The 23,390-nt window shown below is 40.5% G+C and carries 21 protein-coding genes; 7 read left to right on the forward strand and 14 right to left on the reverse strand.

Annotated features, from left to right (window positions below):
- Positions 1-60 precede the first annotated feature (60 nt).
- Both AE2B122_RS09335 and AE2B122_RS09340 read right to left on the reverse strand, forming a co-directional pair.
- Positions 61-1,059 carry a LacI family DNA-binding transcriptional regulator gene (locus AE2B122_RS09335; RefSeq protein WP_175073884.1) on the reverse strand — a complete coding sequence of 333 codons (999 nt, stop codon included), beginning with the start codon at positions 1,057-1,059 and terminating at the stop codon, positions 61-63.
- A 534-nt stretch (positions 1,060-1,593) separates the two neighbouring features.
- The gene (locus AE2B122_RS09340; RefSeq protein WP_175073885.1) at positions 1,594-1,932 is read right to left on the reverse strand and encodes a helix-turn-helix domain-containing protein; all 339 of its coding nucleotides are present in this window, start codon (positions 1,930-1,932) and stop codon (positions 1,594-1,596) included.
- Between the two features lie 105 nt (positions 1,933-2,037).
- Here AE2B122_RS09340 and AE2B122_RS09345 point away from each other — a divergent pair, with 105 nt between their 5' ends.
- Positions 2,038-2,418: a RidA family protein gene (locus tag AE2B122_RS09345; protein ID WP_175073886.1), complete on the forward strand. Its 381-nt coding sequence runs from the start codon at positions 2,038-2,040 to the stop codon at positions 2,416-2,418.
- Between the two features lie 169 nt (positions 2,419-2,587).
- Here AE2B122_RS09345 and AE2B122_RS09350 read toward each other — a convergent pair whose 3' ends face one another.
- From AE2B122_RS09350 to AE2B122_RS09370, 5 genes are all read right to left on the reverse strand, one after another.
- The gene (locus AE2B122_RS09350) at positions 2,588-3,436 is read right to left on the reverse strand and encodes a PRD domain-containing protein (RefSeq protein WP_095269384.1); all 849 of its coding nucleotides are present in this window, start codon (positions 3,434-3,436) and stop codon (positions 2,588-2,590) included.
- A gap of 30 nt (positions 3,437-3,466) precedes the next feature.
- Positions 3,467-4,921: a glycoside hydrolase family 1 protein gene (locus AE2B122_RS09355; RefSeq protein ID WP_175073887.1), complete on the reverse strand. Its 1,455-nt coding sequence runs from the start codon at positions 4,919-4,921 to the stop codon at positions 3,467-3,469.
- 5 nt (positions 4,922-4,926) lie between these two features.
- Positions 4,927-6,774, reverse strand: coding sequence for a beta-glucoside-specific PTS transporter subunit IIABC (locus AE2B122_RS09360; RefSeq protein ID WP_175073888.1), 1,848 nt, complete (start codon positions 6,772-6,774; stop codon positions 4,927-4,929).
- Positions 6,775-7,086: 312 nt separating this feature from the next.
- Entirely contained in the window at positions 7,087-7,230 is a 144-nt protein-coding gene (locus AE2B122_RS09365; RefSeq protein ID WP_175073889.1) for a hypothetical protein, read from the reverse strand.
- Between the two features lie 12 nt (positions 7,231-7,242).
- Positions 7,243-8,280 (reverse strand): lipopolysaccharide assembly protein LapB, encoded by a 1,038-nt coding sequence (locus AE2B122_RS09370; RefSeq protein ID WP_095269390.1) that lies wholly within the window; start codon positions 8,278-8,280, stop codon positions 7,243-7,245.
- A 370-nt stretch (positions 8,281-8,650) separates the two neighbouring features.
- On the opposite strand from AE2B122_RS09370, the gene AE2B122_RS09375 reads away from it, so the two are divergent.
- Complete coding sequence (locus tag AE2B122_RS09375; RefSeq protein WP_175073890.1) at positions 8,651-9,355, forward strand: DUF421 domain-containing protein; 705 nt, start codon at positions 8,651-8,653, stop codon at positions 9,353-9,355.
- Positions 9,356-9,426: 71 nt separating this feature from the next.
- Here the strand turns inward: AE2B122_RS09375 and AE2B122_RS09380 are convergent, their stop codons facing one another.
- The 6 genes from AE2B122_RS09380 to AE2B122_RS09405 all read right to left on the reverse strand — a co-directional run bounded on the left by AE2B122_RS09380 (position 9,427) and on the right by AE2B122_RS09405 (position 15,656).
- Entirely contained in the window at positions 9,427-10,842 is a 1,416-nt protein-coding gene (locus AE2B122_RS09380; protein ID WP_175073891.1) for an amino acid permease, read from the reverse strand.
- Between the two features lie 146 nt (positions 10,843-10,988).
- Complete coding sequence (locus AE2B122_RS09385; RefSeq protein WP_095219871.1) at positions 10,989-12,005, reverse strand: oxidoreductase; 1,017 nt, start codon at positions 12,003-12,005, stop codon at positions 10,989-10,991.
- Between the two features lie 161 nt (positions 12,006-12,166).
- Complete coding sequence (locus AE2B122_RS09390) at positions 12,167-13,078, reverse strand: PTS system mannose/fructose/sorbose family transporter subunit IID (protein ID WP_095219870.1); 912 nt, start codon at positions 13,076-13,078, stop codon at positions 12,167-12,169.
- A gap of 18 nt (positions 13,079-13,096) precedes the next feature.
- A complete protein-coding gene (locus tag AE2B122_RS09395; RefSeq protein WP_245840394.1) occupies positions 13,097-13,897 on the reverse strand; it encodes a PTS mannose/fructose/sorbose transporter subunit IIC in 801 nt (266 codons plus the stop codon).
- 41 nt (positions 13,898-13,938) lie between these two features.
- On the reverse strand, positions 13,939-14,907 hold the full coding sequence (locus tag AE2B122_RS09400) for a mannose/fructose/sorbose PTS transporter subunit IIA (RefSeq protein WP_095219868.1): 969 nt from the start codon (positions 14,905-14,907) through the stop codon (positions 13,939-13,941).
- Between the two features lie 380 nt (positions 14,908-15,287).
- A complete protein-coding gene (locus tag AE2B122_RS09405) occupies positions 15,288-15,656 on the reverse strand; it encodes a DUF956 family protein (protein WP_095219867.1) in 369 nt (122 codons plus the stop codon).
- A gap of 143 nt (positions 15,657-15,799) precedes the next feature.
- Between AE2B122_RS09405 and AE2B122_RS09410 the strand changes: the two genes are divergently transcribed.
- Together AE2B122_RS09410 and AE2B122_RS09415 are read left to right on the forward strand one after the other, a co-directional pair.
- Complete coding sequence (locus tag AE2B122_RS09410) at positions 15,800-17,854, forward strand: penicillin-binding protein 2 (RefSeq protein ID WP_175073892.1); 2,055 nt, start codon at positions 15,800-15,802, stop codon at positions 17,852-17,854.
- A 253-nt stretch (positions 17,855-18,107) separates the two neighbouring features.
- Positions 18,108-19,553: a DEAD/DEAH box helicase gene (locus AE2B122_RS09415; protein WP_175073893.1), complete on the forward strand. Its 1,446-nt coding sequence runs from the start codon at positions 18,108-18,110 to the stop codon at positions 19,551-19,553.
- A gap of 63 nt (positions 19,554-19,616) precedes the next feature.
- On the opposite strand, the gene AE2B122_RS09420 is transcribed toward AE2B122_RS09415, so the two are convergent.
- Positions 19,617-20,903, reverse strand: a complete 1,287-nt coding sequence (locus AE2B122_RS09420; protein WP_175073894.1) for a glycosyltransferase family 2 protein — start codon at positions 20,901-20,903, stop codon at positions 19,617-19,619.
- Positions 20,904-21,653: 750 nt separating this feature from the next.
- Here AE2B122_RS09420 and AE2B122_RS09425 point away from each other — a divergent pair.
- The 3 genes from AE2B122_RS09425 (at position 21,654) to AE2B122_RS09435 (ending at position 23,385) form a co-directional block, all read left to right on the forward strand.
- Entirely contained in the window at positions 21,654-21,875 is a 222-nt protein-coding gene (locus tag AE2B122_RS09425; protein WP_175073895.1) for a hypothetical protein, read from the forward strand.
- Between the two features lie 303 nt (positions 21,876-22,178).
- Positions 22,179-23,231, forward strand: a complete 1,053-nt coding sequence (locus AE2B122_RS09430) for a lipopolysaccharide assembly protein LapB (protein ID WP_095219863.1) — start codon at positions 22,179-22,181, stop codon at positions 23,229-23,231.
- Between the two features lie 16 nt (positions 23,232-23,247).
- The gene (locus tag AE2B122_RS09435; protein ID WP_175073896.1) at positions 23,248-23,385 is read left to right on the forward strand and encodes a hypothetical protein; all 138 of its coding nucleotides are present in this window, start codon (positions 23,248-23,250) and stop codon (positions 23,383-23,385) included.
- Positions 23,386-23,390: the final 5 nt, after the last annotated feature.

The raw sequence follows: 23,390 nt of genomic DNA on the forward strand, positions 1-23,390 counted from the left end.
ACATTTCACATCTAAGGTCAGCTCTCTGCTATTAACCTCTTTAATAGCAGAGAGCTAATATTAGATGAATTGCCCAGATGTTGACTCTCTTACCACGAGTTCATGATCTAACATGATACTTTCCACTTCTTTTCCATTTATCTTATCAATCAACATTTTTACTGCAACAGTTCCCATCTTATACATCGGTTGGGCAATGGTTGTAAGGGTTGGATTCGTCATATTTGAAAAATCAATCTTATCAAAGCCCACTACGGCAATATCACTTGGTACATGCAATCTAGAAGCATTTATCTCTTTAAGTGCTCCAATAGCCAAAAGATCTGATACCGCAAATACAGCAGTCGGTCTATCATGAAGGTTCAATAGCTTTTTCATTGCATGCTGGCCATTCTCAAATCCTAAATGCTGGGTAAGAATGATAAACTGACTATTTAAAGTAATACCATACTCCTCTAAAGCTCTTATATAACCCATTTTTCTTTGTCGTGCGTATAAGTATTTTTCATCAGAGTTTATTAAGGCAATGTTTTTGTGGCCAATTTGAATTAAGTGCTTAACTGCTTGGTAAGAAGCATCCTCGTTATCTATCGTCACATAAGGAATTCCACTTCCTTCCTCATATTCACTGCATTGAATAATTGCATGATTCTCCGAGAGATTTTTCAGTGTTTCTATATTTACAGTAGGGTCCATTGAGATAATTCCATCAGCCATCTTTTTTCGAACAAGATCGAAATAGATATTCTCTCTTTCAGGGTTCGAATCTGTTTCACATAAAAGAATGTTATAATTTTGGCTAATGGCAACTGCTTCAATTCCTTTGATTATTTCTAGATAAAATGGATTGGAGATCGATGGAATTAAGATTAAGAAAAGCCGACTTTCCGAATTTCTTAGGTTTCTCCCCAACATACTAGGTTCATAATTTAATTTCTTTATTGCTTCTTCCACTTTTTTTCTTGTTTTTTCAGATACAGTGTTTTGTCCATTGAGCACTCTTGATACTGTTGCAACAGAAACTCTCGCTTGTTTTGCAACCTCTTGAATGTTCGCCAACTTTTTTCCTACTTTCCTAAGACCCATTGTATGCGCCTAAATGAAATCGATTACATTTTCAAAAAACTTTTTAACTTAAGTTGGTATGATTTATTGATACTTTAACGATATGGGTGCATTCAGAGGTATATGCTAATTTTGTAATGGATTACATTATCAGTAATTTGGTAATGAGTACGAAGTCTGTAATTGGGGATTATAGTTTATCGAATGCTCTTACTTAAAAAGAAAAGAAGACCTAAATTCCGTTTCAAACAGAAAGGAATTTAGGTCTTCTTACATGTTGCAGGGTTTTAAGAACTGTCGTTTTATCCTGGATTGGCACTCTCCATTTGCTATGTAATGTATTACTTTCAGCATAATCCAAATGTATGTAGTAAACGAACAGCCCCTCTGCTCTCACTGAAGGGGCTCTCTTCAATATGGATTTTCTATATTATGTGATCGGCTGCTCTTTATTTAAAGATTTACATATCAGCTTCACTCAATCTTTTAGAACAATACCTGTCATTTGGACAGCTATACTGACAGGAGTTAATTATTACGGTTTTTCTCTCCCCATTCACATAACTGCTCCAAAACAGGTAATAGCGTTTCTGCTTTAGGCGTGAGACTGTATTCTACTTTAGGGGGAATTTGAGGATATTCTTTTCGTGTGACCATCCCATCCGCTTCTAATTCTTTAAGCTGGGAACTTAACATCTTAAAAGTGATTGGCTCTAATTTTCTATTCATTTCATTAAAACGAACGGGTTGATTTTCTGCCAATAGATAAAGGATAAGCATTTTCCACTTACCTCCAACAACGGACAGCGTATAACCAAAAGGCGCCTCCTGGACATTCCCCTTCCCTTTATAATCAGCCATACCCATATGAACACTATCCTTTCTGGTAGTATCTATCAAAAAAGTGCGTACTATTTTCCTTTTCCTATTCATTCTATACTTACCTTAATTCAAATAAAAGGAGAGAAAAATATGAAGGATATTAAAACTTATAATCATGACCTTTGGGATCACGGTATCAGTCAAGGCTACAGCGTGAACGGTACGATTTACGTTTCAGGCCAATTTTCACATAATGAGGACGGCACATTCATTGGCGAGGACAATATCGAAGCCCAGACGCGACAAACGCTCGAAAACCTTGATCGTGTACTGAAAGAATTGAATGCCACAAAGTCCAACCTTGCTTATGTGGAAATCTATTTAACTAATCCCCAAGCGCATACGGAGTCCGTTATCAACCTCTTTAAGGAATACCTAGATACTCACCGGCCAGCAGGCAGCCTCATCGGCGTAACCTACCTGGCATTTCCAGAGCAGTTGATCGAGATTTCAGCTATCGCACACACCTAATAAATAATCTGTATTGTATTCTATGAAATGTGTCGTGAGTTATATATTACTTTTACATGAGTAAGAGACTGGGATAAGAGAATTCACCTAAAAGAAAACCCGACCTATGTTACAAATCTGTTTGGGAAGATTTGCATTAGATCGGGTTTCGATTATTTACTGTTCTTTTTTATTTCAACTGCTGATAAGACGCCAACCGATGGATATGCACTGCCAAATACGCAAGCTCTTCCTTCGGCAGCATACTGCCGTGTACCTGCGAGATGTAGTTCTCGATCTTGAAGGCGATGTCCATGGCTTGCGGATACAGGTTGGCGATTTGTTCGAACAATAGGTTTTCTGGGTCGTCGAGCATGCTGTCGGCATAGAAACGCTCGACGAAGAATTTCACATGCGTGATGAAACGGCCGTAATGGATGTTGTCGGTGTCCATTTTGATTTGGAGGGCGTAGCGGACAAGGTTGACGATGCCGCCGATCATTTTGGCGTATTTCATTCCGTCGTTCGATTCCTGCTTTTCGCCTTGGGCGTTAATCAAGTGGAAGGCGATATTGGCTGCTTCCTCTTTCGGCAGTTCAATTTTGAACTGCTTATTGATCAACTCCAGGGCGTACGTGCCAACCTCAAATTCCTCTTGATAGAAATTCTTGATCTCCCAAAACACACGATTGGTGATATTGATATTCTTTTTATAGCGTTCGACCGCGAAATGCAGATGGTCCATGAGCGTGAAATAAATGCCGGTGTTCAGCTTTGTGCCGAGCTGCTGCTCGGCATGCTGAACAATCTGCTGTGTCAGGTCAATATATGCTTGTGGGATGGAGTCCAGCAGGCGCAGGAACTCCTTGGCTTTGATATTTTCAATCGGCATGAATGTTTGGTCAGCTTGGTCCTCTTTGATGATGCTGCCGGCTTTTTGACCATAGCCGATTCCTTTGCCGAATAGGATATATTCTTGCTTTTCCTCGCCCTCAACCAGCACAACGCTGGAATTGAGCACTTTTTTGATCTTAATCATCGGCCTCACCTATCCTCTGCTGTGTATCTATCAGTCGAGGTCTTCCCCATTGCTTTCAATCACTTTTTTGTACCAGTAGAAGGAGTCCTTGCGGGTACGTTCAAGTGTACCGTTGCCATCGTCATCTTGGTCGACGTAAATGAAGCCATAGCGCTTCGACATTTGGGATGTACCGGCACTGATGATATCGATTGAACCCCAGCTAGTGTAGCCGAACAGCTCGACACCTTCCTCGACCGCTTCCTTCATTTGACGGAAATGCTCGCGGAAGTAGTTTACGCGGTAATCATCATGGATACTGCCATCGCTTTCGACGACGTCCTTTGCGCCCATACCGTTTTCTACGATGATAAGCGGCTTTCTATAACGATCATACAGCTCCAACAAACTAATCTTCAACCCGACCGGATCGATTTGCCAGCCCCAGTCGGTAGCTGGAAGATACGGATTTTTGACTCCTGTTACCGTGTTACCAGCTGCCCTCTCCAAGCCGTCTTTAGCAGATTCTGTCAGAGACATGTAATAACTGAATGATAGATAGTCAACTGTGTTTTCTTTCAAAATCTCCAAGTCGCCTTCTTCCATTTGAATGTGGATACCATTAAGCTCCAGCTTCTTCAGTGTCAGGCGTGGGTACTCCCCGAATACCTGTACGTCAGCATAGAAGTAGTTCTGTAGATTTTTCTTGAGTGTAATCTCCACATCTTCTGGCTTACAAGTATTCGGATACGTGGTCAGCTTCGTCAGCATACAGCCGACCTGGCTGCCAGGGATGATCTCGTGGCAGTCTTTTGTGACAAGAGCTGATGCGACGAACTGGTGATGCAACGCTTGATATACCTGTTCTTCTTCCTTACCTTCCGGGCACTTATCCGGGATGATGCCGGCAGTTGTGAACGGGTGACGGTTGATGCTGTCGATTTCGTTGAAAGTGAGCCAGTATGTCACGTAATCTTTATAGCGATTGAAGCACACATTTGAGAAGCGGACAAAGTCATCGATTACTTTGCGCTCTACCCAGCCGTTATATTTCACGCTGAGAGCCAAAGGCATCTCATAATGGGATAGTGTCACGATTGGCTCGATATTGTACTTTTTCATTTCCTTGAACAGGTTGTCATAGAACTGCAGGCCTTTTTCGTTTGGCTTTTGTTCTTCTCCTGTTGGGAATATACGGCTCCAGGCGATGGAGACACGTAATGCTTTAAAGCCCATTTCAGCGAACAGCGCCAAATCCTCTTTGTAATGATGGTAGAAATCGATACCGCGGCGTTTCGGATAATATTTATCGGTTGGATCATCCATTGCCTTTTGAACAACCTCAGAGCTAATCGCTAAATGGCCTTCATAATCATCAAGACTAAGATCAGAACGGTAGCTCGCTACATCCGCTACGCTCATACCTCGACCATCTATATTCCAAGCACCCTCTGCTTGATTTGCGGCAATAGCGCCGCCCCATAAGAAATCTTTTGAAAATGTCATCTGTTTCAGCCTCCTAGTTGGGTTATGACCATCAGCTTATCCTGACGGGTAACGTTTTCTTGTTTGGTGATTTGAACATCATATTTGTCGGTATTCGTGATGATTGCGAGTGTGACTGGATCAAAGCCGGCTGCTTTGATTTTCTCAAGATCGAATGTGAGCAGCACATCGCCTTCTTTTACTTGATCTCCAACTTTGACCTGCGGTGTGAAATGCTCGCCACCTAGCTGAACTGTATTTAGTCCCACGTGGAACAATATTTCTGCCCCAGTCTCTGTTTTCATGCCAAGTGCATGGCTTGTTTCAAATATCATCGAGATTTCGCCGTCTACCGGTGCGTATAGCTCTCCTTTAGATGGGACAACTGCGATTCCATCCCCCATTGCTTTGGAAGAGAAAACTTCATCCTGCACTTGTGATAGCGGTATCATTTTTCCGGCTACTGGACTGGTGAAAGTTTCACCTCTTCCGATTTTCTCAGAAAATTTCTCTTCCTCTGGCTGCACTTGTTCTTTGTCTTTACCAAGGATGAACGCAGCGACAAATGCGACGACGAATGATAGGACAAATCCAATTACAGCATACAAGAAGTTACGGGGCAGATCTTCAGACAGGAACATACTCATGCTTGCCAGTCCAGGACCTACCAGAACATATGCCTGCAAACCGATGATGCCAACGAAGGCACCGCCTGTGAATGCTCCTATCATAACACTCGCAAGCACTTTTTTATTTTGCAAGGTGACCCCGTATAATGCTGGCTCGGTGATACCGAAGAATGCGGAGACACCAGCTGAAATAGCGGTAGTACGCAAGCGTTTATCTTTCGTGCGCAGTGCGATGGCAAAGCAGGCACCGCTTTCCGCGATGTTGTGTGCTAATGAAGCAGGCATATAAAGTGCTTCGCGGCCAAGACTTCCCATAGTAGAAACAGCGTACGGAATCATTGCTTTGTGCATGCCAGTCGCAACCATGAATGGAAGCACGCAAGCAAGCAGTGCTACTGCCAGCCAGCCAGCATACTCAAATACCCAAAGAATTACACCGGCGAAGCCTTGACCAAATGTGAAACCTGCTGGACCGAGAAGGAGTAAGGCAATCGGAACAGTGATAAGCAGAGACATCATTGGTACGAAGAAAATCCGAATCGGCTTCGGTGAAATGCGTGTAAACAGCTTTTCCATCTGTGCATATAACAGGACAGTCAAGATAGCTGGGAAGACTTGATACGCATACGCTATATTCTTCAGATCAAATGTAAACAGCTGCGCTCCTTCAGCAAGCATCGTAGACATATTCGGTAAAAGCAAAGCTCCGACAGCTGATAAAGCAACGAGTGCATTTACTTTCAGCTTATTAGCTGCCGTAACTGCTACTAACAATGGCAGGAAATATAACGGCGCATCCCCGACCATGTTCAGAATCTGGTACGTCTGACTGTCGGAATCCATGACTCCGAACAAAGCAAGCAAGAGTAAAAGTGACTTCAGGATACCGCCGCCTGCGATAGCTGGTACTAGCGGCTGGAACACACCAACAATGAAATCAAGAATCGTTGCGCCGATCCTTTTCTTCTCTTTCGGCTGATCAGCTGCTTCTTCCCCGCCAACGTCTCCAACAAGCTTCTGCAGCTCCTCATACACCTCGACAACATCATTCCCGATAACAACCTGGCATTGTGCTGTCATGCGGACAGCGATGACACCTGGCGTACTTTCCAGCGCTTTGATATCGACCTTCTTGTTATCGACGAGTGAGAAACGCAGACGCGTCGAGCAGTGTCCAAGATGCGCGATATTCTCCTTGCCCCCAATATGCTGCAAAACGTCTGTTGCGACTTGTTTGTAATCCATTCCTAACCCTCTCTTCCTCGATGCGACGGGTAGAAAGAAAACAAAAAAGGACCCAATACGGCAAATGAAGAAAACTTGCCGTATTAGATCCTGCCTGCATTACCAGTCACATGTCTAATGGTTTTATTTAACTGACTTCAGTATAAAACACAAAAATGTAAGCGTCAACATTTTTTTATCTAACTAAAAATCATCAAGAGAGATTACTTCTTGATAAAAGCCTGTTAATTAGTTTCTAGGAAGGTGTCGTAAGTGTATTTGAAGAGAGAATCTGAACAAAAAACAAACCTTCCTCAAAGGAAGGTTTGTCCATTATTTATCTAGTAAATTCAAAGAAGATATAACGCTGCCAAAATCACCTTTTTTACTTGCTAAGCCCTCTTGATTACCATACCCGACTAAACCACTGATAACGATTGTCCCAATTAGTATTACTGAAAATACAACTTTTTTCATGAAATCGTCTCCTTATTTTAGAGTCAAGATATAGTACTTCGTCGCAAGCTCATATTGCTTACTATCAGTATAGTACTGAGCTAGTTCCCTTGAATAGTGCCTAACATTGAATAAATCGTTAATTTTTCGAAAATATTCTATACCTTCTTGCCAAACACTCTCGAAATTAATTCTATCCTCATATTTCTTGTGCAGCATGGCAAATTCCCATTTCATATTAGTATTATCACTATCAATACTCTTATCAAATCCATTTTTATATGCGTGCATAGCCTTCGTGGTTTGATTGGTTTTCCAATAAGAGTCGGCTAACAGATATAAAACTTTCAATTCGATACGCTCTTGTTTTCCCGCTAATGCATCTTCCAGATAGCGAATAGCAGTTGCGGGCAGTTCACGTGTGACATACAAGAGTCCTAGATTCAGGTTTGTGGAAGCTAAAAGACTTTGATTTTCAATTCTTTTACAAGTTGATAATGCTTTGTGCAGGTATTCTTCCGCCATTTCGAAATCAGACAAATCCAAGTAGTTCATGCCTTGGATTAATTCTGATCGAGCCAGCAGGAAATTAAATGCTTCAATTGACTTTAGCTTTTCTACTGCCGTTGCTGCATGTACAGCAGATAGAGTTGTAATATCGAGGAAATAATAGACCATCGCCTTAATAAGATGAAATTCTCCTACTACTGCTGGTTCCATGGAGGGGGTAATATATTTTTCGGCTTGCTCCAAACTAACTAGTGCATCTTGAAACTGCTCTTCATAATAGTGGATGATCCCTTCAGCAAAGAAAAGCTGGTATTTATGTAGCTCTGTGAAATTCTCTTCGTGCTCTCGGGCTTTCGCTAACGAATGCTTACTTTCCTGAAAATCTTCAAGCATAGAATGGTAACGGCTTTCCATTAATGAAAATGTGATAAATGTTTCTGAATCATAATCGATCGTGTGTTTACTCAACTCTTCGTAAATGCTGCGTGCAGCTTCTATTTTGTTGAGTCGAATACTCACTGACCAATTATCCAGATGACCTGCTACATCAAGACGCTCCATATACAAACCTCCCTTACTATTTATTATACAACTACTTTACCACTATTTGTAAAATAATATATTGGGAATAATATCCTTAAAAAGTCAGCTGAATTGATAGTTTTCACTAGTAGGTTTCTTGATTCAAGAAATCAAATTAAGAATTGCGTTAAGGCTACTATGGCGTGAAGTACGCTAGTCAAAAAACCTCTTTGCAGACCTTGATATCATGGTATAGCTATGATCTCTTCAGTTAATGAATAGTGTATAGAATAGTTGCGAATATGTATCCTTTAAAGGATACCAAAGGTTTGTTTGGGAAATAATAGTAATAACGTTTGAAAATAAATTACTACCTAGATAGTCCACTTATACAAAGGATGTGCCTTATTTGGATTTTTTTCATAGCCAGCAAACACTTACTTCTATTGAATGGGTTCTTCGAGCAGTTGTTGCTTTTGTCTTCTTATTGATAGTCGCTAAAGTGCTGGGACAGCGCTCTATTTCACAGCTAAGGCTTCTTGATTTTGTTATTGCTTTAGTTATTGGGAATATTATTGCCCATCCATTATCTGACGAAGAACTCGGTCTGAAAGGCTCCCTCATCACAACTATTGTATTGGTGCTCTTATACCTTTCAGGAATCTTCCTTATTCTGAAGTGGCCTTGGTTTCGGAAGTTAATCAATCATAAGCCTATCCCAGTTGTCCGGGATGGAGAAATTCTCTATAAAGGCTTGCGCCATGCCAGAATATCGATTGATGTTCTATTAGAAGAGTTACGAAAAGGAAAAGTAGTGGACGTAAAAAAAGTGGCTTTAGCGCTTTGGGAAGCGGAAGGAAGAATATCTTTCTTTTTAGATCCTAAATATGAACCTGTCACACCAGAGACGATGCAGATAAATATGCAGCCTTTTTACTTGCCGCGAACGATTATAAAAGATGGGGAAATTATTTATGAAGAACTGGCAGAAACCACAAAGGATGAAGCGTGGGTTGTGTCTTATTTAAATAGTGCGTACCAAACAGAAGTAAAAAACGTGCTACTTGCTACAACTGATAAGAATGAGAATCTAAACGTTTTCTTGTATCGCTAGATTTAGGTATCGCATATCAGTCTTAAGACAAAAAAACCGCATCCTTTTGGGATACTGCGGTTTCTTTGATCTCATTCTTTCTCTTTTCCCTCTGCATCCTCAGTCAGTTCTTCGGAAAATTCCGTGACCAAGTTTTGCAGAGGCGGCCCAAAACCTGCTTTCCTTCGATTACGTGATCTTATAGCCAAATAGACAAGCGTATAAAATACAACCATGACAATCCCTGAAATCAAGCCTGTTTCCTGTCCTGGAACAAAAGGCATACAGAGCAAGACGATAATCATGCTTATTAGAGCTATCCAGGAATTATAGGGAAACCCCGGCATTTGGCAAATACCATTCGGTGGACAGCCGTGCTTTTTACGGTGGCGGATATGACTTGCCATGATGACGGCGTAAGTGAAGATTAAAGCAAAACCTCCGGTACTGATTAAAACTAAATACGCTCTTGGAAACAAAAGACCAAACCCCAGCCCGAGCAACATAGCAAGTCCGGAAAACAGAATCCCGCGGTAAGGGACATCTCCCTTATCTCTTAACCAGCTCGGTGCATGTCTCTCGTCGGTAAGGGATCGAATCATTCTTCCAAGTCCAAAGATTGCTGCCAGCATCGCCGAAAGAATAGCCGAAATAAGGACGATGTTAATAGCAGTCCCTGCCCAGCCAATGCCCCAGCGATTAAGGGAAGCGACCATCGGACTGGTGTTTTCATTAAGTGATGCAGTTGGAATAAGCGGCAGCAATACAGCAGCATAAAGAACATATAAACCAACCAGCGAAAAAACTGTATAACGAATTGCTTTTGGAATTGTTTCACGTGGATTCTCCGCTTCAGAGGCAGCAAGTCCGATAATTTCAAAACCTGCATATGCAAAAACGATTAGCAGCATACTTCCGGCAAGACCACGAAGACCTCCCGCCATCAGCGGTTCATCCGTCAGCGCCCCTGCTCCAACCGGTGCTGATCCTGGAAGCCATCCAAAGATCAATACAATTGCTGTAACGATAAAGAAGATGATGGCAAATATTTTCACACCAGAAAGCGCACTCTCCAGCTTGCCTAGTTTATCAGCGCCCAATAAATTAATAAGCGTCACGCCAATAATAACCGAGCTCCCTAACAACGCAATGGAGACATTGGGAAACCACTGCCTGAACAAAATACTGATTGCAGTAGCTTCACTGGACATAGACAATATGGTGCCCGTCCAATAAAGCCAGCCAACTACAAATCCTGCTCCTTGCCCAAGGTTCTGGGCAGCAAAGGTGCTGAATGATCCCATGGAAGGATTGGCCACCGTCATCTCTGACAAAGCATACAAGATGAAGTAGACCAGCACCCCTGCCAAAATATAAGCAATTATAATAGAAGGTCCCGCTGCTCGGATTGCTACTGATGAACCAAGGAAGAATGAACCTCCTATTACACTCCCCAACGCCATCATTGTTAACTGTGAAGCAGACAAACCTTTCCCTTTTTTTTGCATAATCTTCTCCTCAATGTGATGTATGGAGTTATTATCTGCTTTTATGAGGAAAAGATTCTTAAAGGATATACGGGAGTCGACCAACACATAGTAAAGAGGAGTTAGCTGGCGCTAACTCCTCTCCCCCATATTATTCGTACTTCATTTTACTTTAAGTTCTTAACCCCAGTCTCCAACATTTCCATCTGCAGCACAGTTTGTTCATCCGTAATGGTTTTCTCTTTACCATTAATGACAGCTTCATAAATGTCATCATATACTCTTCCATAATCTCCATTTACCGATTTCACTTTTTCTTCGCGGATGGTACCATCTTCATCCACATATGTCAGTACACCATAATGATCTAGTGTGTCGATTCCAAAATCCTTGTTTTCAGGCATATAAAATTGCTTTAAATGTTCTTCCTGACGATCTTTCGTTTCCTTCACAAAGCTTCCCTTTTTACCATAAACGACGAAGCTAGGTCTTTCTTTCAGTCTGAAGTAACTGGATTTTACGGATACTTTTAACGTCCCGTAATAAAGATCCAAATCAAAATAATCATTCATTCTTCCTTGTCCCAATAACTGCCTCACATCATAATGGATATGGTCTGGCTTGCCAAAATAACTGATAACCTGATCTAGTGTATGGCAGCCGTGTCCGTATAAATAAGACGCAGCAGGATCAAAGGAATCAGCGGCTTCGGGTACTTCGGGACGATAATAGTCGTAATGCATTTCCACTTCCAGCAAGTCCCCTATTTTCCCCTCTTCGATAACCTTTTGAACAGTTAAGAAGTCACTGTCAAAACGTCTGTTTTGATACGCCTGTACAAGTAATCCCTTCTCTTTTGCCAATGCAAAAATCTCTTTTGCCTGTTCTGAAGTTTCCATAAATGGCTTTTCAACCAAACAGTGTTTGTTATGTTCCAATACAAGTTTTGCGTATTCGTAATGGCTGTCATGTTTTGTACAAATTACGATGAGCTGAATATCTTTGTCATTCAGTAATTCATCTAAATCTGAAGTGTAGGTTACTCCTGCAAGCTTATCCCAATTATCGTGGTTAGGATTTCTTCGATAAATTGTTTTTACCTTTATATTCTCTCTTTGCAGAACGAATGGCAGATGATATCTGTTCGTGCTTTTTCCATTTCCGATATAACCGATCGTAAGCATAAGCAGCCTCCTAAGATTTATATGTACCTTCATTTATTGCTTTATCCTAAGTGATGAGATTTCTATAACTTCTTCCATATTGCTGTATGAAAAAGTACCTCCTAGGATGGATAAGTTCATCATACCAGGAGGTACTTCTATATTACATATAGAATTACTTATTACATCAAGCCGATAGCATGGAAGCCAATACCGATTACGAACAATCCAAGGATCATCACAATCGGAGAAACTTTCTTTCTAAGCAGCCACATGCAAAGCAATGTGATCAATAGTCCAGCCAAACCTGGAATCAAGCTGTCCAAGTTATCTTGTAAAGTTGTTACACTAGTGTCGCTTAATGATCGGCCGGCGGCTTGCTGTTCCAAGGCCGTCCTCATGCCTTCGGTGCCTCCCGGCAATTCATCCCAGTCGATATAAGCACCCTCGTCGAGCTGAACTTCCGATACAGTCGGCGTAAAGGCGACGGATACCCATCGGTTTACCAGTGCCCCGAGTATGAACATCCCGAGTATCGAGGCGCCTTTGGTGATATCCTGCAGCAGTCCGCCAGATAAATCTTCGGTAATCTTGGAACCAGCTTTGTAACCAAGTTCCTGTGTATACCATGTGAATCCCATACGAATTAGATTCCAAAGAACAAAGTAAAGAATTGGGCCTAGTATGTTACCTGTCAAAGCAAGAGAAGCTGCCAATGCACCAAGGATCGGTTTAACCGTGAACCAGAAGGTTGGATCCCCGATACCGGCTAGAGGTCCCATCATACCGACTTTAACCCCTTGAATGGCCTTGTCATCAACAGGCGCACCATTAGCACGTTCTTCTTCAAGCGCTAGAGTTACACCGATGATCGGTGAAGCTACATATGGGTGTGTATTGAAAAACTCCAAGTGACGCTGCAATGCAGCTGCACGATCTTCTTTTGTTTTATATAATCTTTTGATTGCGGGAATCATGGAAAATGCCCAGCCGCCGTTTTGCATACGCTCATAGTTCCAAGAGCCTTGAATGAAAGTGGAGCGCCACCAAATAGAAACACGATCTTTTTTGGTTAACTTCAATTGTTCAGCCATTTTTTCTCCTCCTCCTTTTTAATAGTCATCGATGATTTTGCCTAACGGATCACCAGTGTTTCCGTTTCCGCCACCACCTGAACCGCCTTGTTTAGTAAGTGCCAAATAGATAAGTGCAAGCGCTACACCGATACCGCCAAGTCCTAGAAGTGTAATGGATGGGATAGTCGCCAAGACGAAACCAATTGCGAAGAATGGCCATACTTCTCTTGTAGCCATCATGTTGATAACCATTGCATAACCAACCGCTACTACCATTCCCCCGCCGACTGCCAAACCGTCTGTCAGCCAAGCTGGCATAGCTGTAAGCAAGTCTCTAACCGGAGCTGCGCCAATCGCTACGATCAATGCAGCCGGGATTGCAATACGCAGACCTTGCATGATGATGGCGATAATATGCCACATATCAATCTTTCGGAAGTTTCCTTCCTTCGCTGCCGCATCCATTAGATGCACGATACCTGTTGCCAGCGTACGAACAATGATTGTAAGTAGAAGACCAGCTACAGCAAGCGGTACAGCAATCGCGATTGCAGAAGTAACACCTTCTTCACCTTGCCCGCCTAAAACTAAAATAATTGCAGATGCTACAGATGCCAACGCAGCATCCGGTGCTACGGCTGCCCCGATGTTTGCCCAACCTAGAGCGATCAGCTGTAAGGTTCCGCCCAAGATAAGACATGGTACTACTTCGCCTGTAACCAAGCCGATTAACGTACAGGCAATGATTGGCTGGTGAAAATGGAATTCATCTAAGATTCCTTCGACACCGGCTAAAAATGCCACGATAACAACTAAAATGATTTGAATCATTGTCAAATCCATAATTATTAATCCTCCTTTTTATCTGATAGTCAGGATTACCTTTGTTTGTTTAACTCCGCTTGTGCCCTTTTCAAAATGTCGTCCATATTGCCTTTTGAATCGTTCGGCACTTTGCGTACATCGAATTTGAGACCGCGCTCTTTTAGCTTCGCGAACGTGTCGATGTCGTCCTGGCTGAAGGCAAGTACCTTATTCGGCTGCACTTTACCAGGTGAGTGTGCCATCGAACCAACGTTGATTGTCTCAAGTGGTACGCCGCCTTCTACTGCTCTAAGTGCATCCTGCGGGTTTTCAAAAAGAAGCAGTGCACGCTGGCCGCCAAAGTGCTGGTCGTCCTTTGCCAGTTCGATCATTTTATTGATCGGAACAACGTGTGCCTTTACCCCTGAAGGAGCAGCCTGCTGAATCAATTTCTTCCGAAGATCATCTTTTGCGACTTCATCGGAAACAACGATGATACGTGTAGGATTTGTGCTCTTCGTCCAAGCAGTCGCTACCTGACCGTGAAGCAAACGTGTATCGATGCGTGCTAATACGTAGTCAAATGTACCAGGAGCACCGGTATTGGATGGGCCGCTGGCAGCTGCAGCAGGAGCTGCTGGTTCCAGTTCTTCCGGATTCACTTTAACCGCTTCTTTTGCTGTGCCTAGGATATGGGCCGCAATTTCATGCGCAGAATTCATGGAGAAGCGCGATGCAAAAGCTTCAATCAGCATGGCCAAGTTCAAACCAGCAACGATTGCCCATTTGTCCTTGTGGCTTTCCATCAAGCTGTTAGCTTGGTTGAAAGGCGTTCCGCCCCAAAGATCGACTAAGATTAATACTTCGTCTTGGCTGTCAAAAGAGGCGATTGCTTTTTCCATTTTTAACTTTACATCAGCAGGTCCTTCGCTCGGCATCAATGTAACAGCTGCTACATTTTCCTGCTTTCCGAAGATCATCGTCCCGGATTGCAAGATACCAGTGGCAAATTCACCGTGCGTGGCAATGATAATTCCTACCATCTCTTTACCTCCTATTAGTAGTATTGTGAAAGCTTACAGAAAAATGGCAGCTCATCTAAAATGGTTACTTTTTCGATTTTAGGCATTAAAAAAGGCATGAGTAAAAAGCAGATTAAAGGAAGGCATAGGTATAGAAGGACCCTTCTTCGTTTTAATCAATACTTTTTTACTCATGCCTGATCGAATCAGTAACACGTAAAAAATAATTGCGATGGCTATTTAATTCTATTTTGCAAGCGCTTTAATTATGTGTCAAAAAATAAAGCACTTGAGTTCTTTAGTGAGCTTCCAAAAATATTGTAGCACACCATTTTTCGCCTTACAAGACTATAAGTTCAAAAATTTAGTTCATTCTTACCAGATAACAATTTTAGATATTGTTACTTTTTAACTTTACTCTTTAAGCTGCGTTTTATGACATCAAAGAAACCTAATGATCTGACCATGTGATTCGGATCAACGTATTCGCGGATTGCTCGGAAAACTCGCTTTGGATCTTTAGAAGAAAATGTATATGTCCCATTGCGTTTTGTTTTGATTGCATAGCGCGGAATCCATTTCCCTTTCAACAAGACCGAAGCAATCACAAGATCAACCTCTTCCCAAGGAATTTGGATAAACTTGCGCGCATCACGATCATTGTAGAATTCAAATCCTTTATCCCCGATCATGATTCTCCCATATTCCGACATTTTATGTGAGGTTGCATTAATAACTAAATCGACTTTTGTATTAATTGATTGGACCATTTAATCTCCCCCAATTATCTTACTAGTGATAATTATACATGCATTACTAGTTTATGCAAAAAAAAACTCAGAACTATGATGAAGCAATACTAGGCCAATGATATAATGGAATCAATATGGAAAAATTGGAGGCTAAGAACAATATGACCAAAAAAAGGAGGAAAAAACGCGCGTTGCTTCCTTTCCGTCTCAATATTTTGTTTGTGATTGTTTTCCTGCTGTTCTCTGCCTTGGTCTTGCAGCTTGGAGTTGTGCAAATCATCAATGGCGAAGAGCACCAGGCAGTATTGGAGCAGACAACTAATGATATCGCTGAGATTTCTGTTCCGCGCGGCATGATTTATGACAGTGGTGGAAATGTGATTGTAGGAAATGAACCTGTTTATTCTATTACATACACCCCGCCAAAGAACGGAGATCCTGCTGATAAACGGCTCGATATCGCGACTAAACTCGCCGATATTATCAAGATGGAAGATAAATCCACAGAAAAAATTACTGAACGTGAATACAAGGAATATTGGTTCCTATTAAATTCAGAAGAAGCGAATAAACGAATAACAGCTTCTGAAAAAGAATCACTAGATGATACAGAAGTGTACGACACGACACTTAAACGTATCACCGAGGATGATTACAAAGAGCTTGAAAATGATGAGAAAGCGAAACAAATTATTGCCATCAAGCGTGAGCTGGATAGCGCAACCGAGCTTGTACCACATGTAATCAAGAACAAAGATGTAAGCGAAAGAGAGTATGCGACAATTGCAGAGAACATGGGCGATATGTCCGGTATCAATGTTACAACCGATTGGACACGTAATTATCCATATGACGGTTCCCTTCAAGGTATTCTTGGTAGTATTAAGACCGGTATCCCAGAAGGGGAAGAAGATTATTATAAATCCCGCAACTATCAATTGAACGATCGGATCGGTACAAGCGGTCTGGAGAAAGAATATGAAAGCTTACTGAAGGGTGACAAGAAGCGCGTCCGTTATGTAACAGATAATAACAATAACATCGTCTCACAGGAAGTTATTTCTGAAGGACAGCGCGGTCAGGATCTTCAATTATCCATTAATATGGACTTCCAAAAAGAATTAGATAAGATTGTACGCGATGAACTAAAGAATGCCATCAACAGACATCCTGGTGCAAACCGTTATCTCGAAGATGCGATGGCAGTCATGCTAAACCCGAACACAGGAGAAATTTATGCTGCCAGCGGACAACACTATAACCGTGAAAATAATGAGTATGAATCTGCTGATATGAACACTGTTTTTAGCGCAAATGCTGTTGGTTCCACCGTCAAGGGAGCAACATTGCTTGCCGGATATCAAGAAGGTGCTGTAACGATGGGGGCACAATTCTTAGATACACCAATGATAATTAAAGATACTCCTGAGAAATCCTCTTATAAAAATATGGGCTGGATAAATGACTTACAAGCTTTACAAATGTCCTCCAATGTATACATGTTTAATGTTGCTTTACATATTGGCGGCGAATATAATCAGAAAAATGGAGAAAGTGTATCATTCGATCAAGATGCATTCCGAATATTGCGTAATTATTATAATCAAGTTGGATTAGGTGTAGAGACAGGAGTAGATTTACCTTCGGAGTCTGTAGGTTATGTAGGAACTACCGGTCAGGCGGGTAACCTTCTCGATTTCTCTATCGGACAGTTTGACACTTATACCACAATGCAATTAGCACAGTATGTCTCTACTATTGCAAATGGCGGTTACAGGATTAAACCTCATTTCGTAAGCGAAATTCATGAACCTTCGAACGAAAAGGACAAACTGGGTCCGCTTGCGGAAACGAAGTCACCGGAAATATTAAATAAAATAACTGCAACCGATGAACAAATTGAAAGAGTAAAGACTGGTTTTGAGATGGTCTTCCAAACAACGAACGGTACTGCTTCTCGACATCTTACCGATAAAGCTAAAAGCTATAATATTGCTGGTAAGACAGGTACTGCCCAAACAAGTAAAAATGGCACGGATTTGGAGAACTGGACATTAATCGGCTATGCCGATGCGGATAATCCTGAGATAGCATTCGCTATCATGGTACCAAACCTCGGTATTATCAGCGGTGGACAACAGTATCCAATAACTTATAATATTGCCAACCGCGCTCTTGAGTACTATTACGAGCATACTGCACCTGAAGAGAAATAGAAATCCGAGTAATATTATTACGAAGGAACTACCCTAGAAATAAAGTACTCCCACAAAGTTAAATATGTTATTTCATTGGGCATGTTGTCCGGTATTACCGGTCACATGCCTTAATTTCTTTTTATAATCTAAAATAAAACCCGATATGCTCCTCACTTTTCAAGTATAATGAAGCCTATTCAGATAATGCATATAATATTTGTTGTAAAAAATACTATACACATAATGAAAAAACAAAAAATGAGGTTAAATAATGAGTAAAGTAACTTTTGCGGACTATCATGTTAGCGAAGAAATAAAAAGAGCACTAACTGTGTTAAAATACAAAACTCCAACTGAAGTTCAGAGGGAAGTCATTCCACTAGCATTGGAAAATCAAGATCTTCTCGTAAAAGCTCAAACAGGAAGTGGAAAGACTGCTTCCTTTGGTATTCCTGTTTCCGAAATGGTTGTGTGGGAGGAAAAAAAACCACAGGCGTTAATTCTTACCCCAACTAGGGAGCTTGCGGTCCAAGTCCGCGAGGATATTACGAATATCGGAAGGTTTAAACGCATTAAGGCAGTAGCCGTCTATGGAAAAGAACCTTTTAAGAAGCAAAAAGATGAATTACAACAAAAAACGCATGTAGTCGTTGGTACGCCTGGGCGGGTTATGGATCATATTGAACGAGATACCCTAGATTTGGAACAGATAAAATATCTTATCATTGATGAAGCTGATGAGATGCTGAATAAAGGTTTCATCGATGAAGTGGAAGCAATCATTAAAAAGCTGCCTTCAAACCGTACAACAATGGTTTTCTCTGCTACCTTCCCTAAAGATATTGAAGATCTTTGCCTTAAATATATGAAAGATCCTACTCGTATTGAAATTGAATCTACTGGAGTAACTGCCGACACCATTGAACATTTGTTAATCGAAGCTAAAGAAGAAGAAAAGATTTCACTTCTTAAAAACGTCACAGTTGTAGAAAATCCAGACAGCTGCCTCATTTTTTGCCGAACCAAAGAACACGTGGATACTGTGTATAGTGAGCTGGATGAAGCTGGATATCCTTGTGAAAGGCTCCATGGAGGACTAGAACAAGAAGACCGTTTTGCTGTTATGGAAGGCTTCAAAATGGGGAACTTCCGCTATCTAGTGGCCACTGATGTAGCAGCCAGAGGTATCGATATAGATAATGTGAAACTTGTTATCAACTATGACGTTCCTATGGAAAAAGAGGCCTATGTGCACCGAACTGGTAGAACTGGCCGTGCCGGAAATAAAGGAAAGGCCATCACGTTTTCGACCACATTTGAAGGAAAGTTCATAAAGGCAATCGAAAGATATATCGGCTTTGAAATACCTACCACAGAAGCTCCTAGTCAATCAGAAATTGCTGGTGGAAAAGCTGCTTTTGAAGAAAAACTTAGCAGCAAACGTATTGTAAGAAATAATAAAACAGCTCGAATCAACCAAGATATTATGAAACTCCATTTCAACGGCGGTAAAAAGAAGAAAATCCGCGCTGTTGATTTTGTTGGAACGCTCGCAAAAATCCCTGGAGTCACAGCAGAAGATATCGGCATCATAACCATCCAGGATCAAATGTCATACGTTGACATTCTGAATGGAAAGGGCTCAATAGTTTTACAAGCCATGGAGAATACGACTATTAAAGGGAAAAAGTTAAAAGTCAGCAAAGCAATTAAATAAATTATAAAAAATTTAAATCCCCCTCACTTTAAAATGAGGGGGATTTTTGATTACTGTGAAATTTTAAGAGCGTTGACGCAAATCATCAAGGGATTTCACAACCGTATGAGGAATCGGTTTCCATTCGATTTTCTTGAACAACGCCACGATGGAGATTGGCAGATAGGTAAACAAAAAGAGTGGGAAAGTGAACAGATAAAAGATTTTCTTCCAGCTTGGACAACGAATTTTATCCCATTCCATTATGGTGGTTATTAGTCCAAGCGCAAATAGCAAGCCATAAATCCATAGAATCCCTAAAGTTCCTCCTATAAGATAGGTTTGGAACAGTCCTTTTCCTTCAAATGATACAAGTAAAAGAATCAACATATTACCGATAAGACAGAGCATAGAAACAATCACTACTGGCAGAACCGTCATCATCATATCAAAGCATGAAAATCGATTTCCTTTTCCACGGAACATCCCATAAGATAGCTCTTTACCGTACTTAATGAAGAACTGGTAAAATCCCTTTGCCCAACGTAACCGCTGTTTCCATGATTGACTGAATGTAGACGGCTGTTCGTCATAAAATACTGCGCTGCTGCAATACCCAATCTTTTCACCTTTTATGATCTGCGCCACCGTAAATTCGATATCTTCTGTAAGAAGATGATGAACCCAGCCGCCATTTTCTTTAAAAACATTAGCATTGACTAAAAACCCTGTGCCCGAAACGGCACAGCTCGTTTTAAGAAACATTCTTGGACGGTTAAGGAATTCTGCTTCATATAAAAACCAAAGCGCATATCCAGACGTAATCCAATTCTGATCATAGTTTTTGGAATTCCGATAACTCGTAATGACTCTATATCCTTGATTAAATGTTTTGTTCATCTCATATATGTAATTCTCATCAAGCAGATTATCAGCATCAAAAACAAAGTATCCATCGTAATTCTTAGATGAATGGTCCATCTCAATGATATTCAGCATATGCTTAAGCGCATATCCCTTCCCAACCAGCTTATCGTTAAAGCGTTCCGCGACGATCGCTCCTGCTTCCCTGGCAAACTGGGCTGTATTATCCGTACAGTTGTCAGCAATAACAAAGATATCATACAATTCCTTAGGGTAATTCTGATTCTTTATACTTTCAATCAACTGTCCGATAACGAGTTCTTCATTTCGAGCTGGAATTAAAAAAGCGTATTTACGAAGAGGAGCTTCTTTCTCGTTTGAATCTTTACTCCTTCTCGCCTTAAAGGCAACAATTATGTAGACAACTTTATAAACAAATACCAATGTAAATAATAATCCAATGTAAAAAATAAAATGACTTAATATCTCTATCGTATCTCTGACCATAATACACCCCGCATCTTAGAGTAATAGCCTGATAGTTTAATCTTTGAATATCCATCACTATCTAATTTCTTGCGTTGTTTTAAATACGCTTATGGAGGCAAGCTCTTCCCTACTTGTGACTGCTTCCAATATTCCGGTAGAAAATTATACACACATTCCCAAAAACTGTATAATAAGGATTCACCCAATTACTGTTAATCTCTTTCAAGAAGAGCTGCTTCACCTTTTTTCCTCCTTAAGTAAGTGAATAAGACTTCCATGATTCATTTCACTATGGATTATTATCACGTTCACAAAGAGATAGCTTCCTTCTAGTTATGATCTGCAGGGCATTTACAGATTGGGACTTTTATTTATACATCAGTGTCAAACGCAATGTTCTAAAATAATTAATATGAAATAGCAATATTTTCACTTCTTTGTACCCCAACATAAATGTAACAAACATAGATTTTCTCTTATTACGTTTCTTGTAAAGATTTGATTAAAGAAGCTAACACAAAACGACGCCTCCTATTGGAAAGGCGCCGATTCTTATAAGAACCTGTCTAAAAACTGGTTTATCTGTCATGAAGATTAATATTTACATTAAAAAAATATAGTATTTTCTTAAAGGAACAAATGTCAGATTTACTAAATCTTATTTATAAATTATGACAACCTTCATAATAAATGGGGTCCTACATTAAACGGGGTCCTACATTGTAGGGCTGCATATTTGAGGAATTATAAGGGAGAGATGGAGGATCTATGTACTTTATTTCCGGAATTATTTTCATTGCGATTTCAATTGTAATGTTCTTTTTCGTTGATTTATTCTCTAGGGCTTTTCCGCATAATGTATTGCTATTTGATGAAGAAGTGATGCAAGGATACTACCATACAGGTTCTCTGTGGTTTCCCATCATCGCAGGGATAATCGGCTTATTTCTCATTGTGCTGCATTTTATACTGCAGGAAAAAGCCGCATAACTACTTCTAAGAAAGTATCTTATTCTTCGTGGCAACAATATTCACAACTGGATTTTAACTCTCCTAAGCAGGAGAGCTTTTCTTATTTATTTTTAAATTTTACTTCAAATTAGAATTGCTTGTTTCTTACTATTGTAGAAATCTGTTATTATAGCTGTTGAAATAACCTTTATTTCGTCTTCTGAACATGTAATACTTTAATCTTTCATAGTAATTCCTTCCAATTTCAAGTCTCCCAATTCAATATTCGACAAAAAATGGTAGAATTGCATTTATTAATAATTCTAAAAGGAGCCTTTCACTATGGGACGCAATCTCCCGAATCACCTCGATATTGCGGCTCTAATGGATAATTGGTCTGTCAGTATTCAGCTTGATAAAAAAGGTGCTGCTGCAACTATCCATAAAGAGCTTAAAAAACAAATCAGCGAGTTCGATGTCGAGAAGCTTATCACATATTACCTGTTTGAGAGCCGCTATTATTTGATTCAAAAAGATGCTGTGAATAGCGCTATATCGCTTGATAATGCAAAAGCACACCAAGACTACTTCCATGAAACCCACCGATATTTCTTGTACTTAGCAGAAGGTATTCTTTTCTATGATGAAGGAAATTACCAAAAAGCACTTCATTATTTTGAGAAAGCTGAGAATTACATCGAACAGCTGGATGATCCTATAAGTATAGGTGAATTCCATCTTCGAAAAGCCATGACCTACTATTTTCTCGACATTACCAATCTGTCTGTTCTTCACACTGCAAGAGCTGCAAAAGTATTCAAATCTTCTAAAAGACTGGAATTCCTGCTTGCCCGAACGCAAATGCTGCAGGGATTAAATTACATAGATCAACTCAACTACGAATCAGCTGAAAAATCTCTTCTCAAGGCGTTAACAATCTTCAAGAAAAAAGAAAATCAAAATTTTATCTCTTCTACAAATCTTAATCTAGGCGTGCTTTATGTGAAGCGTGGTTTGCCGGCTATGGCAATTCCCTATCTTAATGCAGCGTTGCAAGGAAAACAAAAACGAATTGAATTAAAGATCTTGTACTTATTAACTGATTGTTATTGGAAAACGAATCAACCTTCTAAAGCAATAGAAGCCTATAAAGAAGGATTTCAAGCCAGCATTGAAGAAAATAATATGACAAAGAAGTGGGAATTCGCCATGCTCCATAAAAAATATGAAGACAGGCTGAATTTTGAAATTGTCTGGCAGGAGGGGATAAAGTATTTTCAAAGTGTAGAGGATATGTATAATGTCAGGCTTTTTTCGAAAGAATTAGCCCAATACTATGCAGATAACAATCAGCATGACCTTGCAATGAAGTACTATCTGTTAACTCTTACTTAAAAAGAGGGGGATTTGTTTGAAGAAAGTTATTTTTTCATTGGTACTGATAGGTACTATTGTTATAAGTAGCTTAGTCGGATATGCAAATCATCATAGAATTACAGAAAAGCCAACCGATCTTGGCAGTACGGTATTTCTCCTAGAAGATAAATAAGCATT

The organism is Terribacillus sp. AE2B 122, assembly GCF_902497585.1.
In the GTDB taxonomy this organism is placed as follows: Bacteria; Bacillota; Bacilli; order Bacillales; family Amphibacillaceae; genus Terribacillus; species Terribacillus saccharophilus_A.